This is a genomic window from Chryseobacterium sp. Leaf404, from assembly GCF_001424145.1.
GTDB lineage: Bacteria > Bacteroidota > Bacteroidia > Flavobacteriales > Weeksellaceae > Chryseobacterium.
This window is the reverse complement of sequence record NZ_LMQM01000017.1, coordinates 109,993-131,380: the sequence shown is the minus strand read 5'-3', so window position 1 is coordinate 131,380 and position 21,388 is coordinate 109,993. Positions and strand designations below refer to the sequence as shown.

Sequence of the window (21,388 nt, the reverse complement as noted above, 5' to 3'; positions counted from 1 at the left end):
TGTAGCGTTATCAGCATTTACTTTCAGTTTCCATTAAACGATAGCGAAAAGATTGAAATCAAAAGAAAGACTTTAATGACTGTCTTTAAGTCCGGTTATTAGTTTTTTTGTTTGCTGACCTTACGGGATCAGTCTTTTTTTTATAAGTTTTAGTTTTTATGGTTTTTTTTGAAAGTTATCTCATATCTCACGGAGAATGATTTACTATCTTGTATATGAGATAATGGCTTTTGATCAAAAATTTAAATACAGTTTTCATAGTTTCTGATTTGTTTGTTCTAANTGTAGCGTTATCAGCATTTACTTTCAGTTTCCATTAAACGATAGCGAAAAGATTGAAATCAAAAGAAAGACTTTAATGACTGTCTTTAAGTCCGGTTATTAGTTTTTTTGTCTGCTGATCTTACGGAATCAGTCTTTTTTTATAAGTTTTAGTTTTTATGGTTATTTTTGAAAGTTATCTCACGGAGAATGATTTACTATCTTGTATATGAGATAATGGCTTTTGATCAAAAATTTAAATACAGTTTTCATAGTTTCTGATTTGTTTGTTCTAATTTTATATGTCAAAAGTATATCAGGAAGCCTCGAAATAAAATTATTTTCGRTGGAAACCAATTTTATCGGGATGAAATGATATTTTTATCCGACGAATCACATTATTAAAAACAATAAATCAGTATANCCTCGAAATAAAATTATTTTCGATGGAAACCAATTTTATCGGGATGAAATGATATTTTTATCCGACGAATCACATTATTAAAAACAATAAATCAGTATAATATGAGGTATGAGCCTTTTGAGAAATATTCAGAATCTTTATACGAATAGGGATGAAAGGAGCAATTATCGTCTTTAATAATCACAGCAATTAAAATTACAGTCTCCGTAGATTTCTCTATTGGAAAAGGATAATTTTCGGAAGCTCGTTTTTTTTGAACATTTTTATTGAAAAAAAGTACACTCAAACATTGTACTCAATTAGTATGTCTAAAGTTTGTAATTTTTCAACAAATCGCTTTAGGGTTTGTTCATTTGTCGCTACAATTACTAAGCATTGTGGATCGATGTAAATTCAAAGGTAAATCCTCTAATAGTCATATGAGATATACTTACTGGTAGTAAGTGTAATTTATATTACTATTTATGTGACGAAATTCGGATATGTAGCGGATTTTTATAAAAGATGAGGAATTCGATGTTTGATACTCGTGAACAGCAAGGACCGTATTTTTACTTTTAAGAACCAGAACAAATCAATCAGCGAACCGATATTTTGCAAAACCTGCGGATAAATCTCGCAAACATTTTGTCCGAAAACTTTTACAACATTTGAATGATCATGTAAAAGTCCCATGATCAGACGCGTTGTGGTTGATTTTCCGGCGCCGTTAGCTCCAAGAAAGCCATAGATCGAACCCTTTTGGAACTTTGAGATTCACATTTTTAAGAATGAGCGTTTGATTGTCGTAACCGAAATTCAAATTCTCAATTTCAATGATGTTTTTCATGAAGCCTTTTTAATTTTTAAATATACTTGTAATTCGATTTAAACTTTATTCAATTTTTTTTGAAATATCAGTTGAATGAAAATTTTGGCACTATCTCAATTTATAGAGACAGTCTCTTTTAAATTTTTTAAAAGAGACTGTCTTAAATAAATGTTTGCTATTCGTCATCAAATTTTTACTATTCCCAACTTTAACATTCACTTTATTTTTAATTGTACAAATTAAAAATGTAATCTAAAATGATATAATTTTATCGTTTAAATAATCTATACAAATAAAATGAGATTAAAAGAATTATAGAAAAAAATTATTAATAAGGTATCATTCCTCTTAATTATGAATTATAATAATTCTTCTTTTTATAGTTTGCGCCTATATTTAGATTTAATGTAAAAAAAATATAATAACGGTCCCAGAAAAGGCATAGTAAAGACAAAGAAATATGAAATATTAGCATCTTGGTTTGTTAATCTTTTATTTTTTACTAAATCTAAGATTGCAATAACATGATAAATCAAAGTTACCGCGACTAAAAAATATACAATAAAATTCATAATTAATTTTTTTTAATGTCCTGCGGAATATATAGCGCACGCGGTTGATACTGTTCCCCAACATGATAACCATCCTATTACCGGAAAATCGCATACCCAAGAAGAAAAGCCATCCTGATCAATTGCATTGTTTGCAACACTATAGCATTCAAAAAATGATACATCTCCGTTACCATTAGTATCGAAAGGGTTCTTTCTACCACTTGTAGTTTGTGTAGAACCATTCGTATAATTTGGATTATTAAGAACTGTGTTAACTATTCTTCCACCCCTTACTGTCAATGTCATTATTTTCTGCTGTGTTTTCACATCCAAGAAGGTAAGTGTACCTTCGCTTGTCTGAAGATTAAAAGCTGCAAAATCAATAAACTGACTGTAAAAAACACCGTTCGCATCTTTAATAACTTGCAGATACCCTACTGTGTTACTATTCTTCAATACTTTGTAATTTAATACATTTACGGCTTCACCTTCCATAGTACGCTGTACTAGTTTTACATCATTAAATGAAACTTCTCCAAATTGCTTAACATTTTCTGTAATTGTTCGAAAATCATTTGATTTTGTAAAATCATCATTTAAAGAGCTTCTCAAGGTTACGTTTTCTGGTGAGATTGACGTCATTGATACTTGCGCATTAGAGAATGCTCCTAAGATGAATACTGCACTTACAGCGATATATAATTTTTTCATGTTTATTAGATTTTTATTTAGTTTTGATTATTAAATTCTACGCTTTTTTTTCTGTAGAATTTATTTTTGAATTTTTATTTAATTTAAATTTGACACCTAAAACCTTATGGTTTTACCTAGTACATCTTTGTTACTTCATTTTATTTAGTATTATAGTTATTAGTTTTTTAATTGCTGATCTTACGGGATCAGTCTTTCGTCTTATGTTTTAAATCTTACGGGATTAGAAAACATTCTCTCACAAATTTCCAGNTTCCGATCTCCATCCTGATCTTTTCACGTTTACCGAAAACCAGTGTTTTGAAGAAGTGATCCGGAACTGTCAGCAGACAGCGAGAAAAGATCAGGATGGGACGTGGCTTTCTGAAGAACTTAATTATTTTTGGAGTTATTAGTTTTTTAATTGCTGATCTTACGGGATCAGTCTTTCGTCTTATGTTTTAAATCTTACGGGATTAGAAAACATTCTCTCACAAATTTCCAGTCGCTGAATGAGTGTCGACCTGCCTTGGTTTTTTTAATGCATCATATTCGGTTCAACTMTTAWGGTGTAGCGTTATCAGCATTTACTTTCAGTTTCCATTAAACGATAGCGAAAAGATTGAAATCAAAAGAAAGACTTTAATGACTGTCTTTAAGTCCGGTTATTAGTTTTTTTGTCTGTAGCGTTATCAGCATTTACTTTCAGTTTCCATTAAACGATAGCGAAAAGATTGAAATCAAAAGAAAGACTTTAATGACTGTCTTTAAGTCCGGTTATTAGTTTTTTTGTTTGCTGACCTTACGGGATCAGTCTTTTTTCATAAGTTTTAGTTTTTATGGTTTTTTTTGAAAGTTATCTCATATCTCACGGAGAATGATTAACTATCTTATATATGAGATAATGGCTTTTGATCAAAAATTTAAATACAGTTTTCATAGTTTCTGATTTGTTTGTTCTAATTTTATATGTCAAAAGTATATCAGGAAACCTCGAAATAAAATTATTTTCGATGGAAACCAATTTTATCGGGATGAAATGATATTTTTATCCGACGAATCACATTATTAAAAACAATAAATCAGTATAATATNCCTCGAAATAAAATTATTTTCGATGGAAACCAATTTTATCGGGATGAAATGATATTTTTATCCGACGAATCACATTATTAAAAACAATAAATCAGTATAATATGAGGTATGAGCCTTTTGAGAAATATTGAGAATCTTTATACGAATAGTGATGAAAGGGATGAACGCAGGAGCAATTATCGTCTTTAATAATCACAGCAATTAAAATTACAGTCTCCGTAGATTTCTCTATTGGAAAACGGTAATTTTCAGAAGCTCGTTTTATGAACATTTTTATTGAAAAAAAGTACACTCAAACATCGTACTCCATTAGTATGTCTAAAGTTTGTAATTTTTCAACAAATCGTTTTGGGGTTTGTTCATTTGTCGCTACAATTACGAAGCATTGTGGATCGATGTAAATTCAAAGGTAAATCCTCTAATGGTCATAGGAGATATACTTACTGATAGTAAGTGTAATTTTATATTAAAATTTATGTGACGAAATTGGGATATGTAGCGGATTTTTATAAAAGATGAGGAATTCAATGTTTGATACTCGTGAACAGCAAGGACCATATTTTCACTTTTAAAAACCAGAACAAATTTCAAGTATGATAAAAACATTATAAATATTAAAAAAAAAAGGATGCTTTGCAGCATCCTCTTCTTTTAATTTTGTGGAACCTGATATAGTGGATTCACACACGATGTGCCATTCAGCTCACGGAGTTCCGGACCTGCTGCTCCCCAAGTGCACATGTCTTCGCTAAAGACCGTACTGCAATCCTGGTCTGTTACAATACACAAACCCTGCGCTTCGTCAAAGTGGTAGCCTTTCACGATAGCAATTTTACCATTGTCTGCTTTTTGTGTAGCAAACGCTGCTCCTGTACCTACTAGTACGATAAAAGCAGAAAAAAACAAATTTTTCATAATGAAATTGTTTAAGATGTTGCCTACTCTGGATATAGGTTTTCGGCTTCCCCTATTTTATAATAGTATTGAATGATTTATTGTATTTGTAAACAATCAGCTGGTTTCCGGTGATCACGTATAAATTCCGGTCAGTAGGAAGATAATGTGATAGTGTTTTATTACCGACCTTATTGATGTAAAAGGAACCCAAATATTCTTGTCTGTCTGATCTGTAAATATCAATTACATCATTACTTTTCCATACTTCTGGCAATTCATTTTTTGCTTTCAGCTGAGAATGGATCATCGCTACATTTCGATACTGCGCAATATTTTGATTAACCGTCATCGCAGGTCTGGATTTTTTATTCAGACCATTGGATAATTTTACAGTCTTGATATTGGCTTGGGATGTTGTATCAATCGTTTTGTATTCATTATAAGCATGCAGGTCGTCCTCTGAAATGATAAAACGGTTTCTGTACGAGTAAACATAAGCCAGCTTCCCGGATACAGAAGAAGTCAGCTTACCATCACTGTCAAATACTCCATCGGTCTGTTTTTTCAGAATAGCAGGATAAAGTTTTACTTTCTGCTTTTCCTGTAATCTTAATATTCCCAAGGTCAATTGGTTGGTTTTACCGTAGTGGGTACGGATGACAAAACTGACTGAATCAACGGGTTCCAGATGACTGAAATAAGCGTCTTGATAGCTTATGGTTTTTGCTCTAGTATCACCTATTTTTCCTCTGAAAATAACAGGCACTGTTCCGTCAGCCAGATAGAAATATGAATCTTTAACATAAATGCGCAGATCCTTAAAAGGGAGATTCAGCCGGTCAGGTACAATCTGTATTGAGTACAGTAGATTCGTTGTCTGGTTAAATATCAGGAGTTTCTGCGGAAATTTTCTGTTTCCCAAATAGATATTATTTGCATCAACTCCTGCAAAATAATAGTCTGTATTATCTAACCGGAAACTTCTATTTTTCTGAACAGGATAAGGTAAAAATTTACGTGTAAAATTATTTTCTTTCCTGATGATATAATCAGAGGACAAAAATAGTCCGGATACAAGAGCAATACTTACAATATTTGTTATTAAAAGAATTGTCAATGTGAACTTTAAATTTAATTTTTCATTTCCTGATCGCAGTATAATAGCTGCAATTCCGGCTACCACTGTGGTAATATTAAAAATAAGATGTTCATTCCAGCCCATCTTTTCAAGAATACCCCCACATGAACATGGTACAAAATCACTGTAATTAAGTATCAGAAAAATATAGATGCTGAAAGCAGACATCAGCGCTGTTGATGCATATAGACCGATTCTGCGTGTCCTTGTAAAAACCAACAGAACTACAATGGTCATTTCTGTGATAATAAAAGCCTGCGGGATCAATCCTGCATAAGCACTTATGATAGGAGACTGACCAATCTGAACCTGAAAATTTTCAAAGTCCATTATTTTACTTATTGCTGCATAGCAGAAAAGCAAAATAAAAAAATAGCTGACCGCAGGTACTACGTATTTTCCGGGATTTTTCATAAGCATAGTTTTTTTGTTATTTTTTTAAAATCAAAATCCACTGGACTTTCGTTCCACAGTAATCGGGCATCACAGATCCTTTAGTCATGGTAATTGTTGTTTTAAAATTCCCCGTACTTTCCCAGATGCCACCGGCAGGACATGATTTGCCTGTAACAGCTGATATGGATTTCTGAGGAATCATCTTACATTTCTTTATTGTTAGTCAGTAAATTTTTTCGGGGCGATCCGCCAGTCGTCACCATCCTTTACAGGAGGATCGGGATATAAATGCCCGGAAGATTCTGTGGAATCACCTTTGGCACTGAGTGGTCCTTGCTCCCGCTCAAAGTGCGTTTGGAGTTGCGTGATTTCTTCATCACGTTGTGTACAGTTTTGTAAAAAAACACTACCGCTCACGATAGTTAATAATGGGATCAACTTTTTCATTTTAATAATTTTTGTTGGTTATCCCGGCCGGATATTTATTCGAATTCTTAACCCAAAGATATTGGGGACAAGCGGTCTAAAAAACTGTTTGTAGGAGCTTTTGGATAATTAGGACGTCCTAATTTAATAATTGAGACAGGCAAATAATGCTGTAAAACAGGCTCGTTGCATAGATTGTCATAATTTGACTGTGAATTATTAATCAAATCAGTAGAAGTTGATTTATTATGTTGTAAAATGTTTATTTTTGGAATGGTGAGGTTCTAAAAAGAGCAGATGAAAAAGAACAGATTTATTTTTTCGTTATTTTTATTATTGTCAATCCACTTTTTTTCTCAGAAAAAAGTGCAAATTTCCTATGCTGAAATCCGCAGTTCATACAAGGATTTAAAAACGGATGATGAATCCGCACTACCGAAAGTTATTCAGTATATTCAGAAAGCAAAGAGCGAGGGTAGAAAGGACAGGTTGATTCAGGGATACCGTGACGGTCGTCAGTTTTCCAGGGTATTTGATCAGAAAATAAAATATGCAGACAGTACAATTTCTGCATCCGTTGATTTTGGCGATAAAGATGAGATCAGCAAATCCTATTTAAGTAAAGGTATATTGTATTATTTCAACAAAAAGAAGTTTACAGCAGCACTGGATGAATATTTAAAAGCGTATGAGTTTTCAAAAAGTTCTAAGGATGAGTTTTTAAAGAATAAGGTTTTATATCACTTAGCAATTGTCAAAAGTCATCTGGGATATTATAAAGACGCAAAATTACATTTTGAAAAATGTATTGTTTATTACGAAGCCCAGTCTAAAATTAAAAAGAATTATGTTGAACTGTACAATTCAAGGAAAGCTTACTATAATACTTTGCATCAATTGACCGTAATTAACAGATACTTAAAGAACTTTAAAAAAAGCGACAGCCTCAGTTCACTAGGGTATCTACTGACAAATAATAATGCAGATTTCAGACTTGAAAATGCGTATTTTCTCAAGTGCAGAGGTATTTCAAAATATTACAGGAAAGATTATGTCGCTGCGAGAAGAGATCTTGAAGCATCTTTACCGGGACTGACCGAGCGTAATGATTTTTCATGGAGTTCGGTAGTATATTTTTATTTGGGTAAGACTTTCGATGCCCAGAATAAAGAAGCTGAAGCAATTTTCAATTACAAAAAAATTGATTCTATTTTTAATGTCAATCAGTTTATACTGCCGGAAGTCACTAAATCTTATAATGTTCTTATTGATTATTACCAGGGAAAGGATGTAAAGAGAGAATTGTATTATACCAGGCAACTGCTTAAGGCCGATAGCCTGATAACAAAGGATTTCCCTTATCTGTCCAATAGATTACACAGCGATTATGACCGAAAAACATTATTGCAAGAGAAAGAAGAACTTGAGAAAGCCGGCAACACTAAGATAAGATTTGCCCAGGTTATTATTTTTGTCGCCTTTTTAGTCATCGTTTTTTTTCTGGTCAGATACCGCAAGGACCAGAAGATTAAAAAAAAGTATGATCAGCTCCAACAACGACTGACGAAAGAATCTGAGCATCTTAAGCAAAAGGAAGAGGTTGATGAAGTACCTAAAAGCCCGAGGTCAGGCCTGTCTCCGGAAATACATGAAAAGATTAGAAAGAAGATCAAAAAATTTGAAGAGGATAAAGCCTTCACTAAGCTAGGAATCAACCAAAAAACGATTGCAAAGGATTTCGGTACAAATACCCTATACCTATCCACCTACATCAAGGACAATAAAGGTGTTACTTTTACTACCTATTTATCACAGTTAAGAATCAGCTACATTACTCATCTTCTGAATACCGACAGAGATGCATTAAAACTTAATATTGAGGTCCTCGCAGCGATGTGCGGTATAGCAGCCCGTCAAAATTTCTCCGATTTATTTTACGAATATAATAGAATTCGTCCGGCTGATTTTATTAAAAAAAGAAGGGAAGAATTAGGTATGCCATAAACCTCAACTTCGTGAAATTTTGTAAATTTCTAAAAAAAGGACATGGTAACAAAAACAATTTTTAGAAAAATCACAGCATTGGAGGAGAAACTCCGGGAGAGCATCAAACAATTTCACGACCAAGAACCTGATATCGTTAAGGTCGCCGAAAAATGTCTTATTATCATTGACAGCATTACGAGGCAGGTCAAAAATCTGGTATCAAATCATATTTTTGAAGATATTGGGGAAGAAGTTTATTTCTTCAAACACATGAAGCCCGTATTTATTTCAAAATTTATTTATTATTCCTCCATACTTGAACTGGAATCCCGACTACCGCATGCAGGAAAAAAGACTTTAAAAAAGTTCTACGAGAATGAGCAGGAAAAGTTAAAGAGCTTTTATGAACAGCACTCTGAATTTTACAGTTATTACCGCAGGGATGCCACGTATCTCGATCACAAAATCTTTGTCAGAAATTCGTACGATCTGAAAATGAAACTTTCATCCGGGTTTTATAATTTTGATTTAAGCTTTACTACTTCCCATGATCATTTAATAAGCCATTTTATAGCAACTCAGGATTATGAACAATATTTAAAAAAGCAGATAGCATCGATATCAGAAGAAGCAGGCAATCAACCACTCTCACCATTGGTATGGTCAGGATCCAAGAGTGGACTTGTAGAACTAGTTTATGGTCTTTATCAGATGAGGTGTTTCAATGGGGGAAATATCGAGCTCAGCGAAGTCATTAAATTTGTTGAAAAATCATTAAGTTTAGATTTAGGCAATTTTCATAAAACCATTTTTGAAATCCGTAACAGAAAACAGGGACCCACAAAATTCCTGCAGATGGTTAATGATAATTTAATTCAGCATTTCAATAACATGGACGATTTTAGATAGATAGTATTTTTAATCCCGAAATTATATATTTACTATGCTCATTATTTACTGAACAAGATGAGATCTCGGTATAATAGTTGTTAGTATTAAAAATGCATATACTAGTTATATTAAATATCCTTTCAAAATAAACCCCAACATTTGAGTTGAGGTTTTTTTTTTGCTTTAAAATCAATTTTAGATAGTTAATGCATCTTTTCAGAATCATCATCCGGTCTTTAAAAATTATTACTGAATCAAATGCTGTAAATCCGGGTCATTTTTAATCCTTTCGAGCTCAACATTAATAATTGTCGAAATGTCTGTTTTAATTTTTCGGTAATTTTCATCGATCACCTGTTTCATTTGATCTTTGCCATCATTATCTACAAAACTTAAAACCTCCGGTATTTTCCGATAGTTTTTAGTTTCTTTCGCTACCAGTTCATTATCGACAACAATTTCAGCATGAAACATTTTCTGCTCAATTCTTTCATCAAAATTATCAGAGACGGCTCCGACAAAAACACCCTGCGTCAACGTAGATATTTTCGATGCCGGAATTAAAGTATCCAGCTGTGTCGAGATTGATGTGGAAGTGTCATTTTTATTGATCGATATGCTTTGTCTTTTCTGCAGAACTTTACCGAACCGTTCAGATAAGCTTTTCGCTGTTTCACCCACTACCTGACCGCTGAAAATATTACCAACCGTATTTTGAATCACTTTACTTTCCTTATCCCCATAATCTCTGGTCAGTTGTGAGAAATCCTGAAAGCCCAGACATACAGCAACTTTATTGCTTCTCGCTGTGGCAATCAGATTGTCCAGTCCCCGAAAATAAATAGTTGGTAATTCATCGATGATCACTGAACTCTTCAACTGTCCCTTTTTATTGATCAGCTTTACTATTCTTGAGTTGTACAGACCCAGAGCAGCAGAATAAATATTCTGTCTGTCAGGATTGTTTCCTACACATAATATTTTAGGCTCTTTGGGATTGTTTATATCCAGGGAAAAATCATCGCCTGTCATCACCCAGTATAACTGCGGGGAGATCATTCGGGATAGCGGAATTTTTGCGGAAGCGATTTGTCCCTGTAGCTGATCCTGTGCACCTCCCTGCCAGGCATCCATAAAGGGGGACAGATAGTTTTCAAGATCAGGATATGAGGTAAGGATGGTAAATACATCAGAATATTTTTTGTTTAACAGTTCGATGGCGTGCGGAAACGTGCAGTACTTTCCATCCTCGTAGATTTTCAAAAACCAAATAATTGCAGCGAGTAATATGATAGGGGATTCAACAAAAAAGTCACCTTGCTTTTGTATCCAGCTTCTGTTCAGATTCAACATGATGGTGTACGCCGCTTCATAGGCATCTGAAATATCCGTCATAAATTCCGGATTCAAGGGATTGCAGCGATGGCTCTTCCTTGGATCATCAAAATTGATCACATAGAATTTGGGTGATACTTTGTAATTGTCCGTATGTTTTAACAAATGATTGTACGCAATCGTAGAAAGGTCATCAAATTTAAAATCATAAATATACATTGAAAAGCCTTTTTCAATATGCTGCCTGATATAATTATTGACAATCGCATAGGATTTACCTGAACCCGGAGTTCCTAAAACAATTGTTGCTCTGAAGGGATTGACAACATTGATATAGCCGTCATTCCATTTTCCTTTATAATAAAATCTGGTGGGAAGATTGACAGAGTACTCATTCTGCATCAGTTTAGTCTCCTGCATAAAACTTTCATTCTCATTGTTGAAAACATCATCCATCAGATTATTTCGCAGCAGTCGGCTCATCCATACTCCTGCAACCATCAGAGAAACATAACCCAATCCCGTAAACAGAATATAAAGAAAATTACCAATAATTAATTCCAAATCCAACAAAGGAAAATTCAGAAAAAACAGAACAAACCCAATCCCTGAAACAACACATATTTTTGACCACTTGATCTTTTCATTCTTTACCCCTTTTGTTCCCAGGCAGCTCAGTGCCAGTAATACGAGAGCAAATATTTTGGAATATAGAAGATTCGAAAACAGACCTGCTTTACGGTCAAAATTGTACAGTATTTTATTTATAAGATTTAAAGTCCAGCCCCTTTCCAAAAAAAAACCGTGACAAAACCAATAGAGATGCATTAAAACCAACAGAATACTGATGGCTCTCATAAATCCCATTATTTTGGTCAGACCTCTTGCATCATCTTCTCCCATAAGATTATATAATTATTTGGGAGCGAATGTAAAGCACGATAAGATTGAAGCCAGCATACGTGAAATTGCCGGCATGATTAGGCAGTGTTTGTCAGTATTGCAGAAGATATTTTGCACCTTAACGTTTCTTTTTCCGTCTCTTTCTCATCTGATTCTCAAATTCAAGTTCCTCCTGAAGACTGTAATTATCAAATGAAAATAATCCACCTGCCGATTCAATAAAGCTCTCTTCGGACTGACTGTCATTTTGATGTTTTTCTAAAAAACCGAAAAATTCATGTGGTTTGTCTGACAGTGGAGCTGGTTGCCTGGCTGTACCCGGAATTTCATTATTTTTACTGCTCATTCTTTTATTTTCTTTTAAATTTTCATTTTTCCATCTTTCATTTAAAGTATTGGAAGAAAATTCTTTCCCCAGACCTGAACCATTCCAGACAGTTTTTGAGGTGTGATCAATAAATGTAATTCCGTACATCATCCCATTACTGTTTCTTCTAATCACAGTATTTATTCCCCGTCTGATTAAATTATTTTTAAAATCATTTTCATTCAATGTTGATTTTATGATATTCGCAATAACTTTTTTCAGATGAGATTTCAGGACATCATCTTTTAGAGATTCACGACATTTCAGAAAATGTTTTTCCAAAGCTGAAAGTCCTGCATCTTTTCCAAACAAAGATGCCTTAAAAGGACTTCCTGCTTTTTCACCTTTCTCATTCAGTGGAAAATAGAGCAGGCCACTTTGTATTCTACCTTGTAACTCACCATCAACTTTTTCTGTTGTAATATTAAAGAGGGAAAGTAAAGCATTGTATTCGCCCAGACTTCTAAACTGGTAGTATTTCGGAAGATGACGGATTACAGAAGCCATTTGATTTTTTACATCACCAGCTTTCGGATCGACAGGATAAAATATTAAGTCATATTTCTCATCTCTTTTCATTGTAGCAGGTGCTAATTCAAATTTGTTTTCCAACTCCCTGCATACTTCCATTGATCTTCTTTTCTCAAACCGATCTGAAATCTTTTTTCCCAACTCATCAACAGTTACTGAAACAATGTGAATGTGCGTACGGTCGATATCCAGATGTTTAAATACAACATAAGGCTGTTCTCCGTATCCCATCTTATTCATATAATCCTGTGCAATCTGTACAAAATCTTCATCGTTGACTTTATCCTTTGGATCTGGATTTAATGAGATATGGAGGGTATACTTTTCTGTATTGCGGTTTGCTGCCAGATAAGGTTCAAATGAATGTGCTAATTGAGATACCGTGTACCTTCCATCAGCCGTTTCAATCATTTTATTAGTCATTAAAATTTTTCCTTTCTCACTTTCAACCTTATTATTATTGTAAACTAACGCTCCATATAGATTGCAGCTTCTCCCAATTTTTGCAATCATTTCATTCTTCCTTTTTCAAATGATGTCTGTTAAACTCTTCCGTAATATCAATGATCTTCTTACAGAAAACGGCTAACTCAGCCGTTTGTTTTTCCAGTTTATATAAAAATGCAGCGGCTTTCCGGTCAGAAAATTGGGTATGTAAAAGCTTTACCACCTGGTTATAATTAACCCCTACTGCACGAAACTGAGAATAAAAAGATGTTAATCTCATGTAAAAATCTACCGCTCCCTTATCAATTTTCACCGTTTTAATTTCTTTCGAAAACAGTGCATGGACTATGAATTTTGCTTTATTAGAAAGTCCTGACTCTTCAAAAAGCATCATCAAACGATCATTTTCCTCATCTGTCAGTCTAAAAACATGGCGGTGGGTACTTGGATTCACCTTTGGTTTTCTGCCACCTTTATTTCTGTTTTTATTGTTTTGGTTGGTCATAGTAATTCAATTATTTTATTCATAAAACTTCGACTTCGGAGAATGTTTTCCAGCTCCCGGCAGGGCAAGTTGTTTTGAGGCACAAAAAACAGTTATGAGGCACTCAAAACACAACTTGCCCCTTTCGGGTGAAAGGCTAAACCCATAGTACAATAGATTCGATCCAACATTTAACAACTTTCACTTTAGCAAAAGATGAAGTGATAGCAGCCTGTCAATCATCCGTTGACAAAGTAAATCACAATACTTCGCAGATCCGTTGATGTTCAGAATGCCAAACAAGTCCACTACAAGCCAAAGGCAACCAGACAGAGGTTAAGTAAAACCGGATTTTATTTATTTGCACCAGAATGTCAGCGGGAATGCTGGATAGCAACATTGTTAGAGATCTTGAAGGCAAACATTCCAGCATTCAGGAATTCAAGCTTTCCGGACATCCGGAATTCCCGCAGCATAAAGGTCAGTCAGGAATTACAAGCTGACGGAGGTACAGAATGCTTTCAAGAAAGACCAACTGACTGATTGAAATATTCTCCTCATTCCTGAAGTCAGATATGCTTTCATTGCTTCAAGATTTATGGAAAGCTGGAAGTATTGCAATCCTTGTCGCCATCAGCCTTTCTACAATTACCATTAAATAATGTTCAACTATAAATCAAAGAAAATGGAAACAAAAAAACAACCAGTAATCATTGCCTTCTCCACGCAGAAAGGAGGCGTAGGAAAAAGTACTTTCACATCACTTTTGGCCAGTATTCTTCATTATCGTTTGAGTTACAATGTCGCAGTGTTCGACTGTGACTTCCCGCAATACAGTTTGATACAGATGAGAGAGCGGGATCTTAAAACAGTGATGCAAAATGAGGTGTTAAAAAAAATGGCTCACAAACAGTTTACTACCATTAATAAAAAAGCCTATCCCGTTTTCCAAAGCAAGACCGACACGGTGTTGGAAGAACTTGAAGAATATATTAAAACTTCAGCCGTGACGGCTGACGTTGTTTTTCTCGATCTGCCGGGCACGGTCAATACAGCAGGGATCTTGAGTACCCTCGCTAATGTCCATTATATCTTTTCTCCGATAACCGCAGACCGGGTTGTCCTGGAAAGTACCTTAAGTTTTACGGATGTCCTAACCAAGGTCTTGATGAAGAAAAAGCATACCGAGATCAAAAGCGTACAGCTGTTCTGGAATCAGGTCGATGGTAGGGAGAAAACACCGCTGTATGAAAATTACAATAAGGTGATCAAAGATCTTGGACTTCAATTGATGGAAACATCGATCACAGACAGTAAGAGATTTCGTAAAGAAGGGGAGACGGTCGCCAAAACCGTTTTCCGTTCGACATTGCTGCCAGCAGACCCTAAGTTGATGATGTTATGTCGGCTCGACCAGTTTATGGAGGAATTTTTAAGAATTTTAAAATTGTGAAAAGATGGACAATGATAAAAAGAATAACGAAGACAAAAATATCGATGAACAATATTTGATGTCTATCATGGCTGGCAGCACAAAGAAGGAAACGCAGAATCATGAACTTGATTCTGAAAAGGAAAAAACGGCGATGAAGCAAAAAATAAAAAGCAAAAAAAATATTGAAATTACCTATGCCGACCAGTTTCTCACGCATCACACGATGACCAAGCGAGGTGACAAAAGCATTTACATACGCCCCGAATATCATGAACGGCTTTCCCGAATCATCCAGATTGTTGCTGATGATCAGATTCCCTTGTATGCTTATCTCGACAATATTTTGGCTTACCATTTCGAAACGTTTGAAAAACAGATCACTGATGATTTCAACAATAAATACCGTCCAATTTTTTAATTAATCATCTTATGGAACAATTAATCATCATAGCATTATTACTAATTATCATCCTACTAATGTGGGAGAGGAAATCTACAGATCACCATCCTAAGGAAAAAAGTACTGAACCTCACCAAGCTTTGCCCTCTATTATGGGGAAAACAAGGATAGAAGAAAGAAAGTTACAGCCATTTAACGCCGAACAAGGCCAAGGTGAATCTATCGTACCAAAAGCAAATAATTTTGATTCAGAAACCAAAGAGGAAGTATCTGAAAACACGGCTTCAAAGAAAGAACTTGACGAGATACTGGTCAAAAATAATGATTGGGAAGACGAGGAAGAAGACTGGCAGTACCAGGATGATTCTAAAATTGAAAGCGGGTTTGCTACAGGGGTTACCTTTCAGGAATTGAGTACTGCGGGTCAGCTGCTTCAGCAGGATGTGCTGGAGCCTGACTTTGAACAGCAAGCGGTTAACATCATTCAAAAAATTCAGGGAACCGAGCTTTTTGATCTTTTAGAAAATTCGTTGGATGGCGCTTCAAAGCGAATTGCAGTTTTGCTGAGCCAAAGTATTTCGAATGAAGATGAGGACATTTCTTCTAAGCGTAACGATGATGCAGAAGGTTTCGATATTGGGGAGTTTGTTTAGACAAATTCCCCTTTTTATAATTAAGAACCTATTTATCTTTTAGATGGTTTTTATCAAGATAAGCACGCCAGACTATGACCAAAATTGCCAGAGCACCAAATACAGTTCCTACCCATGGTGTTATTGATATACCATTTTGGAAAATAAAAAAACCACCTACGGATGTTCCTAGTGAAACGCCTAAGTTTCCAAATGAGGTCTGTAGGCTATTGGCGAATTCTTTGGCGTCCGGTGCAGCTGAGATCATATAGCCAACACCTATCAGAAAGCAGGGACCATACATAATTCCCCAAATACCGGTAACTATCGCAACATCCAAAAATGAGGTGCCTGTATAATGAAATGCAAAAGGTATCAAGAAAACACCAGCAATAAAAAATAGGGTCGTCCAAAACATATTCTTTCCCAATAATTTACCAGCCACATAATTGGAAACTACGCCCATGGCTCCGAACAGTAACAGCAAAAGGCTTATTTCTTTTTCACTCATATGCTTCACTGATCCGAGGTAATCAGCAAAATAACTATAGGAGCAGAACCATCCCGTTATCAAGAATAGGTTCAAAAGCGTACCTGAGATAAATCTAGGCCGAGTTAAAATGGATAACTGACTTCTAAAAGAAGCAGGTTTTTGGTTGGGCAAAGACGGAAGAAACTTAAGAATGATCAATATTGTCAGCAATATGATGAATCCTTGGAGCATATAGGTTACCTGCCAGGAATATATGCTGGCAAGAAAAGTTCCTAAAGGTATCAGCGTTACCTGTGCAAGAGCAATACCTCCTATAATGATAGCCGTCAGATGCATCTGATCTTTTTGTGAGGTTCCCTTTACAGCTGCGGCTATAGCCATCGAGAAGAATGCCGGATGTAGGAGCGTAGGCAGTATTCTAAGTATCATCAAGATCCAGAACGATGGACTGAAAATGGAAAAGAAATTTGAGATCAAGAATAATCCCATCGCCCAAAGCATGATTTTTTTCTTATCAAATCTAGAAGCAAACAATACCGTAAATGGTCCTGTAATAGCTATCAATAAAGCGAAGGCACTGAGGAGGTATCCGGCTGTGGCAATATTGATGCTGTAATATTCTGCGATCTGTGGTAAGATGCCGATCACACCAAATTCTGTGCTGATAATTCCAACAACACCTAAGCATCCAATGTATGCTATTCTTTTATTTAAGTTTGTTATCATAATAAACTGAACGGTTTAAAATAGGGTAAAAAAATATATGTTTAATTATTTAGACTTAGCTAAACTTAGTTAATCCATTAATAAAAATAGTTGTGAATTTCTCTATCGACTGATCAATTGAATCAAGAGGCCGATCATTGCATTAACTTGTGCTTTATTATTATAAAGTACAAAATTTTTGAGTAAGGTGGTCGATGAGCTTGCAAAAAATGATGCCGTAGTTTTTATATCCAATTCATCTTTGACCAGTTTTTGCTGTACTCCCCGGAGCAGTAATGTCAGATAAACGACTTCAATTTTCTTCTCGTTTTCAACCAGCATTTTATTGATTTCCTTATCAACCAAGGCAATTTCAAAGATCATTTTAACAGCCAGACACACTTTATTATCGTTCATGCTCTGTTGTACTGACAGGTTCAATATTTTGACTAGGTCTTCCAACGCATTATTACCGCTGTTATCAAGAAAAGCTTGGTATTCTGTCAGCTTGGATCTTTGATATTTGTCAAGGCATTTTAATAAAAGTTCTTTTTTGTCACCATAGGTAGGATAAATACTGCTGCGATTGATCTGCATATTGATTTCAAGATCACTCAATGAGGTCACGTGGTAGCCTTGTTCCCAAAAGAGATTCATTGCCACATCCAGCTTTACCTCGTATTCAAATTCTTTTTTTCTTGCCATTACTTTGCAAATATATAATTTTAAACTGTTCGGTTTATAATTTTTGAATTTTATTTATTTTAGACATTTTGTTTTCTACTTCTTAAATTCCTAAGATCTTTTAAAGCCAAATCAACTTTTTAAAAGACAGTTAAAAAACACCCCATTTTTCCACAACAAATTTGCTTCTGAGTCCTGCAAAGAGCAGGTCTGAGTAACATTTAAATTTTTGTAAAATGGAAAAAAAAAGAAAAAAACTGCTGTTTGCAATATTAGCAATAGTTTTTGCCCCCTGTGCTTTCGCCCAGGGCAATGGTACTGCAGGGATCAACGAGGCCACACAGATGGTGACCTCCTATTTTGAACCTGCAACCCAATTGATCTATGCCATCGGGGCAGTCGTCGGACTCATCGGAGGTGTCAAGGTTTACAACAAGTTCAGCAGTGGTGATCCCGACACCAGCAAGACCGCTGCCAGCTGGTTTGGTGCGTGTATTTTTCTGATCGTAGCGGCTACGATCCTTCGTTCATTCTTCCTTTAAAATGATGATGATGAATACTTATCATATCAACAAAGGCATCGGAAGAACCGTAGAGTTCAAAGGACTAAAAGCACAATACCTCTTCATTTTTGCAGGGGGATTATTGGGGATACTCGTGTTCGTGATGGTCATGTACATGGCTGGCGTCAATACCTATCTCTGCCTCACGATTGGCGGAGCCAGCAGTGCACTTTTGATCTGGCAGACCTTCTCACTGAACGGAAAGTACGGTGAACACGGTCTGATGAAATTAGGAGCTCAGAAGAAGCATCCCAAATACATCATCAGCCGCAAGTGCATATATCGCTATTTGAAAAGTAATGGTCAAAAATGTTCAGTATGAGAAATACCTCCAAAGCCGCAACGCTGGAGAGTAAATTTCCACTGCTTGCGATAGAAAACGATTGTATTATTTCAAAAGATGCGGATGTAACGGTTTGCTTTAAGGTCAGACTTCCAGAACTGTTTACGGTAGCATCTGCGGAATATGAAGCGATGCATTCGGCTTGGTTTAAAGCAATCAAGACCCTGCCAGATTTTACGGTTGTGCACAAACAAGATTGGTTTATCAAGGAGAACTACAATCCTGATCTTTCAAGAGAAGACCAGAGTTTTCTGTCAAAATCCTTTGAAAGGCATTTTAACGAAAGACCTTTTTTAAACCATTACTGTTATCTGTTCATTACGAAAACCAGTAAAGAACGAATGCGGATGCAGAGCAATTTTTCTTCGCTGTGCAAAGGCAAGCTGATCCCAAAGGAGATTAAGGATAAAGAAGTAATCAGTCGCTTTATGGAATCCGTCGATCAATTTGAAAGGATTATGAATGACAGCGGTTATATCCATCTGGAAAGAATGACCGAAGATGAGATCTCAGGAACCGCCGAACATTCAGGAATATTGGAACAGTACCTGACCTTGTCGAGAGAAACCAATCCATCATTGCAAGACATCAAACTCGGTTCAGAAGAAATGAGGATCGGCAATAATCGGATCAGTATGCACACCTTATCTGATACCGATGATTTGCCCGGAACGGTCTCATCACACAGCCGATACGAAAAACTGAGCACCGACCGAAGTGACTGCCTTTTGTCATTTGCTTCTCCCGTAGGACTTCTGTTAAGCTGCAATCACATTTACAATCAATACCTATTCATTGACAACAGCGATGAGAACCTGGGCAAATTCGAAAAGTCTGCGAGAAATATGCACTCGCTGGCAAGATACAGCAGAGCCAATCAGATCAACAAAGAATGGATAGAGAAATACCTCAATGAAGCTCATTCATATGGTCTGCAATCCATTCGTGCCCATTTCAATGTAATGTCATGGTCACATAATCCTTCAGAATTGAAACAGCTGAAGAATGATACCGGCAGTGCTTTAGCCTTGATGGAATGCAAACCCCGCCACAATACTACTGACACGGCAACCTTGTATTGGGCAGGGATCCCGGGCAATGCAGGTGACTTTCCGAGTGAAGAAAGCTTTTACACGTTCATTGAACCAGCCTTGTGTTTCTTCACAGAGGAGACCAATTATCAGGACTCTCCATCACCTTTCGGGATCAAGATGGCCGACCGTCTGACCGGAAAACCCATACATCTGGATATCTCAGATCTCCCGATGAAACAGGGGATCATCACCAATCGGAACAAATTTATTTTGGGACCATCAGGAAGCGGTAAATCATTCTTTACCAATCATATGGTGAGGCAGTATTACGAGCAGGGTGCTCACGTGTTGCTGGTCGATACCGGAAACTCCTATCAGGGATTGTGCGAGCTTATCAAGGGCAAGACGAAAGGAGAGGACGGCGTGTATTTTACGTATACCGAAGACAATCCGATCGCTTTCAATCCATTTTACACCGATGACGGCGTCTTTGATATTGAAAAAAGAGAAAGCATCAAAACCTTGATCCTCACACTATGGAAAAGGGATGATGAACCACCGACCCGTTCGGAAGAAGTGGCATTATCCAATGCAGTAAGTGGGTATATTGAACAGATTAAACGTCAAAATGCGTGTCCCTCATTCAACGGATTCTACGATTATGTCAAAGATGACTACCAGAAAGTTCTGGAACTGAAAAAAGTCAGGGAAAAGGACTTTGATATCGCCAATTTTCTCAATGTGCTGGAACCTTATTACAAAGGGGGAGAATATGATTACCTGCTGAATTCAGAAAAGCAGCTTGACCTGTTATCGAAACGTTTCATCGTGTTTGAAATCGATGCGATCAAAGACCACAAGATCCTGTTTCCTATTGTCACCATCATCATTATGGAGGTCTTCATTAACAAAATGCGAAGACTTAAGGGAATCAGAAAACTGATCCTCATCGAAGAAGCCTGGAAAGCGATTGCCAAAGAGGGTATGGCAGAATACATTAAGTATCTGTTCAAAACGGTAAGGAAATTCTTCGGAGAGGCCATTGTGGTGACCCAGGAAGTGGATGACATCATCCAGTCTCCGATTGTCAAGGAGAGTATCATCAATAATTCAGACTGCAAGATCCTTTTGGATCAGCGAAAGTATATGAACAAATTCGATGACATCCAGGCGATGCTTGGGCTCACGGACAAAGAAAAATCGCAGGTACTTTCCATTAATATGAACAACGATCCAAAAAGACTCTACAAAGAAGTCTGGATCGGATTGGGCGGAACGCACTCTGCGGTCTATGCCACAGAAGTTTCCACTGAAGAATATCTGGCTTATACTACTGAAGAAACAGAGAAAATGGAAGTGATGAATCTGGCCTCTGAACTTGACGGCAATGTGGAACATGCCATTAAGAGGATCTCTCTAAAAAGAATCAAATCGACCAAAGACAATTAATTCAATCATTTAAA

The 21,388-nt window shown here is 36.0% G+C and carries 19 protein-coding genes and 1 pseudogene; 9 read left to right on the top strand and 11 right to left on the bottom strand.

All coding sequences use genetic code 11. The features are described from left to right. Positions 1-1,180 precede the first annotated feature (1,180 nt). A complete protein-coding gene (locus tag ASG31_RS19220) occupies positions 1,181-1,417 on the bottom strand; it encodes an ATP-binding cassette domain-containing protein (RefSeq protein ID WP_410493219.1) in 237 nt (78 codons plus the stop codon). Between the two features lie 663 nt (positions 1,418-2,080). After that, a complete protein-coding gene (locus ASG31_RS18120; RefSeq protein ID WP_056036215.1) occupies positions 2,081-2,761 on the bottom strand; it encodes a hypothetical protein in 681 nt (226 codons plus the stop codon). Positions 2,762-3,014: 253 nt separating this feature from the next. On the opposite strand from ASG31_RS18120, the pseudogene ASG31_RS19095 reads away from it, so the two are divergent. Further along, a pseudogene (locus ASG31_RS19095) lies at positions 3,015-3,156 on the top strand (hypothetical protein); the annotation flags it as partial. Positions 3,157-4,486: 1,330 nt separating this feature from the next. On the opposite strand, the gene ASG31_RS18115 reads toward ASG31_RS19095, so the two are convergent. The 4 genes from ASG31_RS18115 to ASG31_RS18105 are packed head-to-tail and all read right to left on the bottom strand — an operon-like array spanning position 4,487 to position 6,713. Continuing rightward, positions 4,487-4,750, bottom strand: coding sequence for a hypothetical protein (locus ASG31_RS18115; protein WP_056036213.1), 264 nt, complete (start codon positions 4,748-4,750; stop codon positions 4,487-4,489). 52 nt (positions 4,751-4,802) lie between these two features. Continuing rightward, positions 4,803-6,284 carry a MauE/DoxX family redox-associated membrane protein gene (locus tag ASG31_RS18110; protein WP_056036229.1) on the bottom strand — a complete coding sequence of 494 codons (1,482 nt, stop codon included), beginning with the start codon at positions 6,282-6,284 and terminating at the stop codon, positions 4,803-4,805. A 16-nt stretch (positions 6,285-6,300) separates the two neighbouring features. Next, positions 6,301-6,468 (bottom strand): hypothetical protein, encoded by a 168-nt coding sequence (locus tag ASG31_RS18670; RefSeq protein ID WP_185113228.1) that lies wholly within the window; start codon positions 6,466-6,468, stop codon positions 6,301-6,303. Positions 6,469-6,485: 17 nt separating this feature from the next. Then, positions 6,486-6,713 carry a hypothetical protein gene (locus ASG31_RS18105; RefSeq protein ID WP_056036210.1) on the bottom strand — a complete coding sequence of 76 codons (228 nt, stop codon included), beginning with the start codon at positions 6,711-6,713 and terminating at the stop codon, positions 6,486-6,488. A gap of 276 nt (positions 6,714-6,989) precedes the next feature. Here ASG31_RS18105 and ASG31_RS18100 point away from each other — a divergent pair, with 276 nt between their 5' ends. Further along, entirely contained in the window at positions 6,990-8,696 is a 1,707-nt protein-coding gene (locus ASG31_RS18100) for a helix-turn-helix domain-containing protein (protein WP_056036207.1), read from the top strand. 42 nt (positions 8,697-8,738) lie between these two features. Next, complete coding sequence (locus tag ASG31_RS18095) at positions 8,739-9,587, top strand: RteC domain-containing protein (protein WP_056036204.1); 849 nt, start codon at positions 8,739-8,741, stop codon at positions 9,585-9,587. A gap of 228 nt (positions 9,588-9,815) precedes the next feature. Here the strand turns inward: ASG31_RS18095 and mobC are convergent, their stop codons facing one another. The 3 genes from mobC to mobA all read right to left on the bottom strand — a co-directional run bounded on the left by mobC (position 9,816) and on the right by mobA (position 13,657). Next, complete coding sequence (gene mobC, locus ASG31_RS18090) at positions 9,816-11,807, bottom strand: conjugal transfer protein MobC (protein ID WP_056036201.1); 1,992 nt, start codon at positions 11,805-11,807, stop codon at positions 9,816-9,818. Between the two features lie 118 nt (positions 11,808-11,925). Continuing rightward, positions 11,926-13,218 carry a conjugal transfer protein MobB gene (gene mobB, locus ASG31_RS18085; protein ID WP_056036197.1) on the bottom strand — a complete coding sequence of 431 codons (1,293 nt, stop codon included), beginning with the start codon at positions 13,216-13,218 and terminating at the stop codon, positions 11,926-11,928. A gap of 1 nt (position 13,219) precedes the next feature. Continuing rightward, on the bottom strand, positions 13,220-13,657 hold the full coding sequence (mobA, locus tag ASG31_RS18080) for a conjugal transfer protein MobA (RefSeq protein ID WP_056036192.1): 438 nt from the start codon (positions 13,655-13,657) through the stop codon (positions 13,220-13,222). 664 nt (positions 13,658-14,321) lie between these two features. Here mobA and ASG31_RS18075 point away from each other — a divergent pair. From ASG31_RS18075 to ASG31_RS18065, 3 genes are read left to right on the top strand one after another with little or no spacing between them, the layout of a single operon-like run. After that, the gene (locus ASG31_RS18075; RefSeq protein WP_056036227.1) at positions 14,322-15,089 is read left to right on the top strand and encodes a ParA family protein; all 768 of its coding nucleotides are present in this window, start codon (positions 14,322-14,324) and stop codon (positions 15,087-15,089) included. 4 nt (positions 15,090-15,093) lie between these two features. Then, positions 15,094-15,489 carry a DUF3408 domain-containing protein gene (locus ASG31_RS18070; protein WP_056036189.1) on the top strand — a complete coding sequence of 132 codons (396 nt, stop codon included), beginning with the start codon at positions 15,094-15,096 and terminating at the stop codon, positions 15,487-15,489. 11 nt (positions 15,490-15,500) lie between these two features. Further along, positions 15,501-16,124, top strand: a complete 624-nt coding sequence (locus ASG31_RS18065) for a hypothetical protein (protein ID WP_056036186.1) — start codon at positions 15,501-15,503, stop codon at positions 16,122-16,124. 28 nt (positions 16,125-16,152) lie between these two features. Here the strand turns inward: ASG31_RS18065 and ASG31_RS18060 are convergent, their stop codons facing one another. Together ASG31_RS18060 and ASG31_RS18055 are read right to left on the bottom strand one after the other, a co-directional pair. Then, positions 16,153-17,322, bottom strand: coding sequence for an MFS transporter (locus ASG31_RS18060; RefSeq protein ID WP_056036184.1), 1,170 nt, complete (start codon positions 17,320-17,322; stop codon positions 16,153-16,155). A gap of 102 nt (positions 17,323-17,424) precedes the next feature. Continuing rightward, positions 17,425-18,006 (bottom strand): TetR/AcrR family transcriptional regulator, encoded by a 582-nt coding sequence (locus tag ASG31_RS18055; RefSeq protein ID WP_056036181.1) that lies wholly within the window; start codon positions 18,004-18,006, stop codon positions 17,425-17,427. A gap of 215 nt (positions 18,007-18,221) precedes the next feature. Here ASG31_RS18055 and ASG31_RS18050 point away from each other — a divergent pair, with 215 nt between their 5' ends. From ASG31_RS18050 to ASG31_RS18040, 3 genes are read left to right on the top strand one after another with little or no spacing between them, the layout of a single operon-like run. After that, positions 18,222-18,527 carry a DUF4134 domain-containing protein gene (locus ASG31_RS18050; RefSeq protein WP_056036178.1) on the top strand — a complete coding sequence of 102 codons (306 nt, stop codon included), beginning with the start codon at positions 18,222-18,224 and terminating at the stop codon, positions 18,525-18,527. A 10-nt stretch (positions 18,528-18,537) separates the two neighbouring features. Next, positions 18,538-18,870 carry a DUF4133 domain-containing protein gene (locus tag ASG31_RS18045; protein ID WP_056036224.1) on the top strand — a complete coding sequence of 111 codons (333 nt, stop codon included), beginning with the start codon at positions 18,538-18,540 and terminating at the stop codon, positions 18,868-18,870. Beyond that, positions 18,867-21,374 (top strand): TraG family conjugative transposon ATPase, encoded by a 2,508-nt coding sequence (locus tag ASG31_RS18040; protein ID WP_056036175.1) that lies wholly within the window; start codon positions 18,867-18,869, stop codon positions 21,372-21,374. Before ASG31_RS18045 ends, ASG31_RS18040 begins: the two co-directional genes overlap by 4 nt. Positions 21,375-21,388: the final 14 nt, after the last annotated feature.

Excerpts from the sequence above, each read along its gene's own strand:
- ASG31_RS18075 (WP_056036227.1), top strand. The coding sequence starts at position 14,322 with ATGGAAACAAAAAAACAACCAGTAATCATTGCCTTCTCCACGCAGAAA.
- ASG31_RS18045 (WP_056036224.1), top strand. The coding sequence starts at position 18,538 with ATGAATACTTATCATATCAACAAAGGCATCGGAAGAACCGTAGAGTTC.
- ASG31_RS18120 (WP_056036215.1), bottom strand. The coding sequence starts at position 2,761 with ATGAAAAAATTATATATCGCTGTAAGTGCAGTATTCATCTTAGGAGCA.
- mobA (WP_056036192.1), bottom strand. The coding sequence starts at position 13,657 with ATGACCAACCAAAACAATAAAAACAGAAATAAAGGTGGCAGAAAACCA.
- ASG31_RS18070 (WP_056036189.1), top strand. The coding sequence starts at position 15,094 with ATGGACAATGATAAAAAGAATAACGAAGACAAAAATATCGATGAACAA.
- ASG31_RS18115 (WP_056036213.1), bottom strand. The coding sequence starts at position 4,750 with ATGAAAAATTTGTTTTTTTCTGCTTTTATCGTACTAGTAGGTACAGGA.
- ASG31_RS18110 (WP_056036229.1), bottom strand. The coding sequence starts at position 6,284 with ATGAAAAATCCCGGAAAATACGTAGTACCTGCGGTCAGCTATTTTTTT.
- mobB (WP_056036197.1), bottom strand. The coding sequence starts at position 13,218 with ATGATTGCAAAAATTGGGAGAAGCTGCAATCTATATGGAGCGTTAGTT.
- ASG31_RS18060 (WP_056036184.1), bottom strand. The coding sequence starts at position 17,322 with ATGATAACAAACTTAAATAAAAGAATAGCATACATTGGATGCTTAGGT.
- ASG31_RS18055 (WP_056036181.1), bottom strand. The coding sequence starts at position 18,006 with ATGGCAAGAAAAAAAGAATTTGAATACGAGGTAAAGCTGGATGTGGCA.
- ASG31_RS18100 (WP_056036207.1), top strand. The coding sequence starts at position 6,990 with ATGAAAAAGAACAGATTTATTTTTTCGTTATTTTTATTATTGTCAATC.
- ASG31_RS18095 (WP_056036204.1), top strand. The coding sequence starts at position 8,739 with ATGGTAACAAAAACAATTTTTAGAAAAATCACAGCATTGGAGGAGAAA.
- ASG31_RS18105 (WP_056036210.1), bottom strand. The coding sequence starts at position 6,713 with ATGAAAAAGTTGATCCCATTATTAACTATCGTGAGCGGTAGTGTTTTT.
- ASG31_RS18040 (WP_056036175.1), top strand. The coding sequence starts at position 18,867 with ATGAGAAATACCTCCAAAGCCGCAACGCTGGAGAGTAAATTTCCACTG.
- mobC (WP_056036201.1), bottom strand. The coding sequence starts at position 11,807 with ATGGGAGAAGATGATGCAAGAGGTCTGACCAAAATAATGGGATTTATG.
- ASG31_RS18065 (WP_056036186.1), top strand. The coding sequence starts at position 15,501 with ATGGAACAATTAATCATCATAGCATTATTACTAATTATCATCCTACTA.
- ASG31_RS18670 (WP_185113228.1), bottom strand. The coding sequence starts at position 6,468 with ATGATTCCTCAGAAATCCATATCAGCTGTTACAGGCAAATCATGTCCT.
- ASG31_RS18050 (WP_056036178.1), top strand. The coding sequence starts at position 18,222 with ATGGAAAAAAAAAGAAAAAAACTGCTGTTTGCAATATTAGCAATAGTT.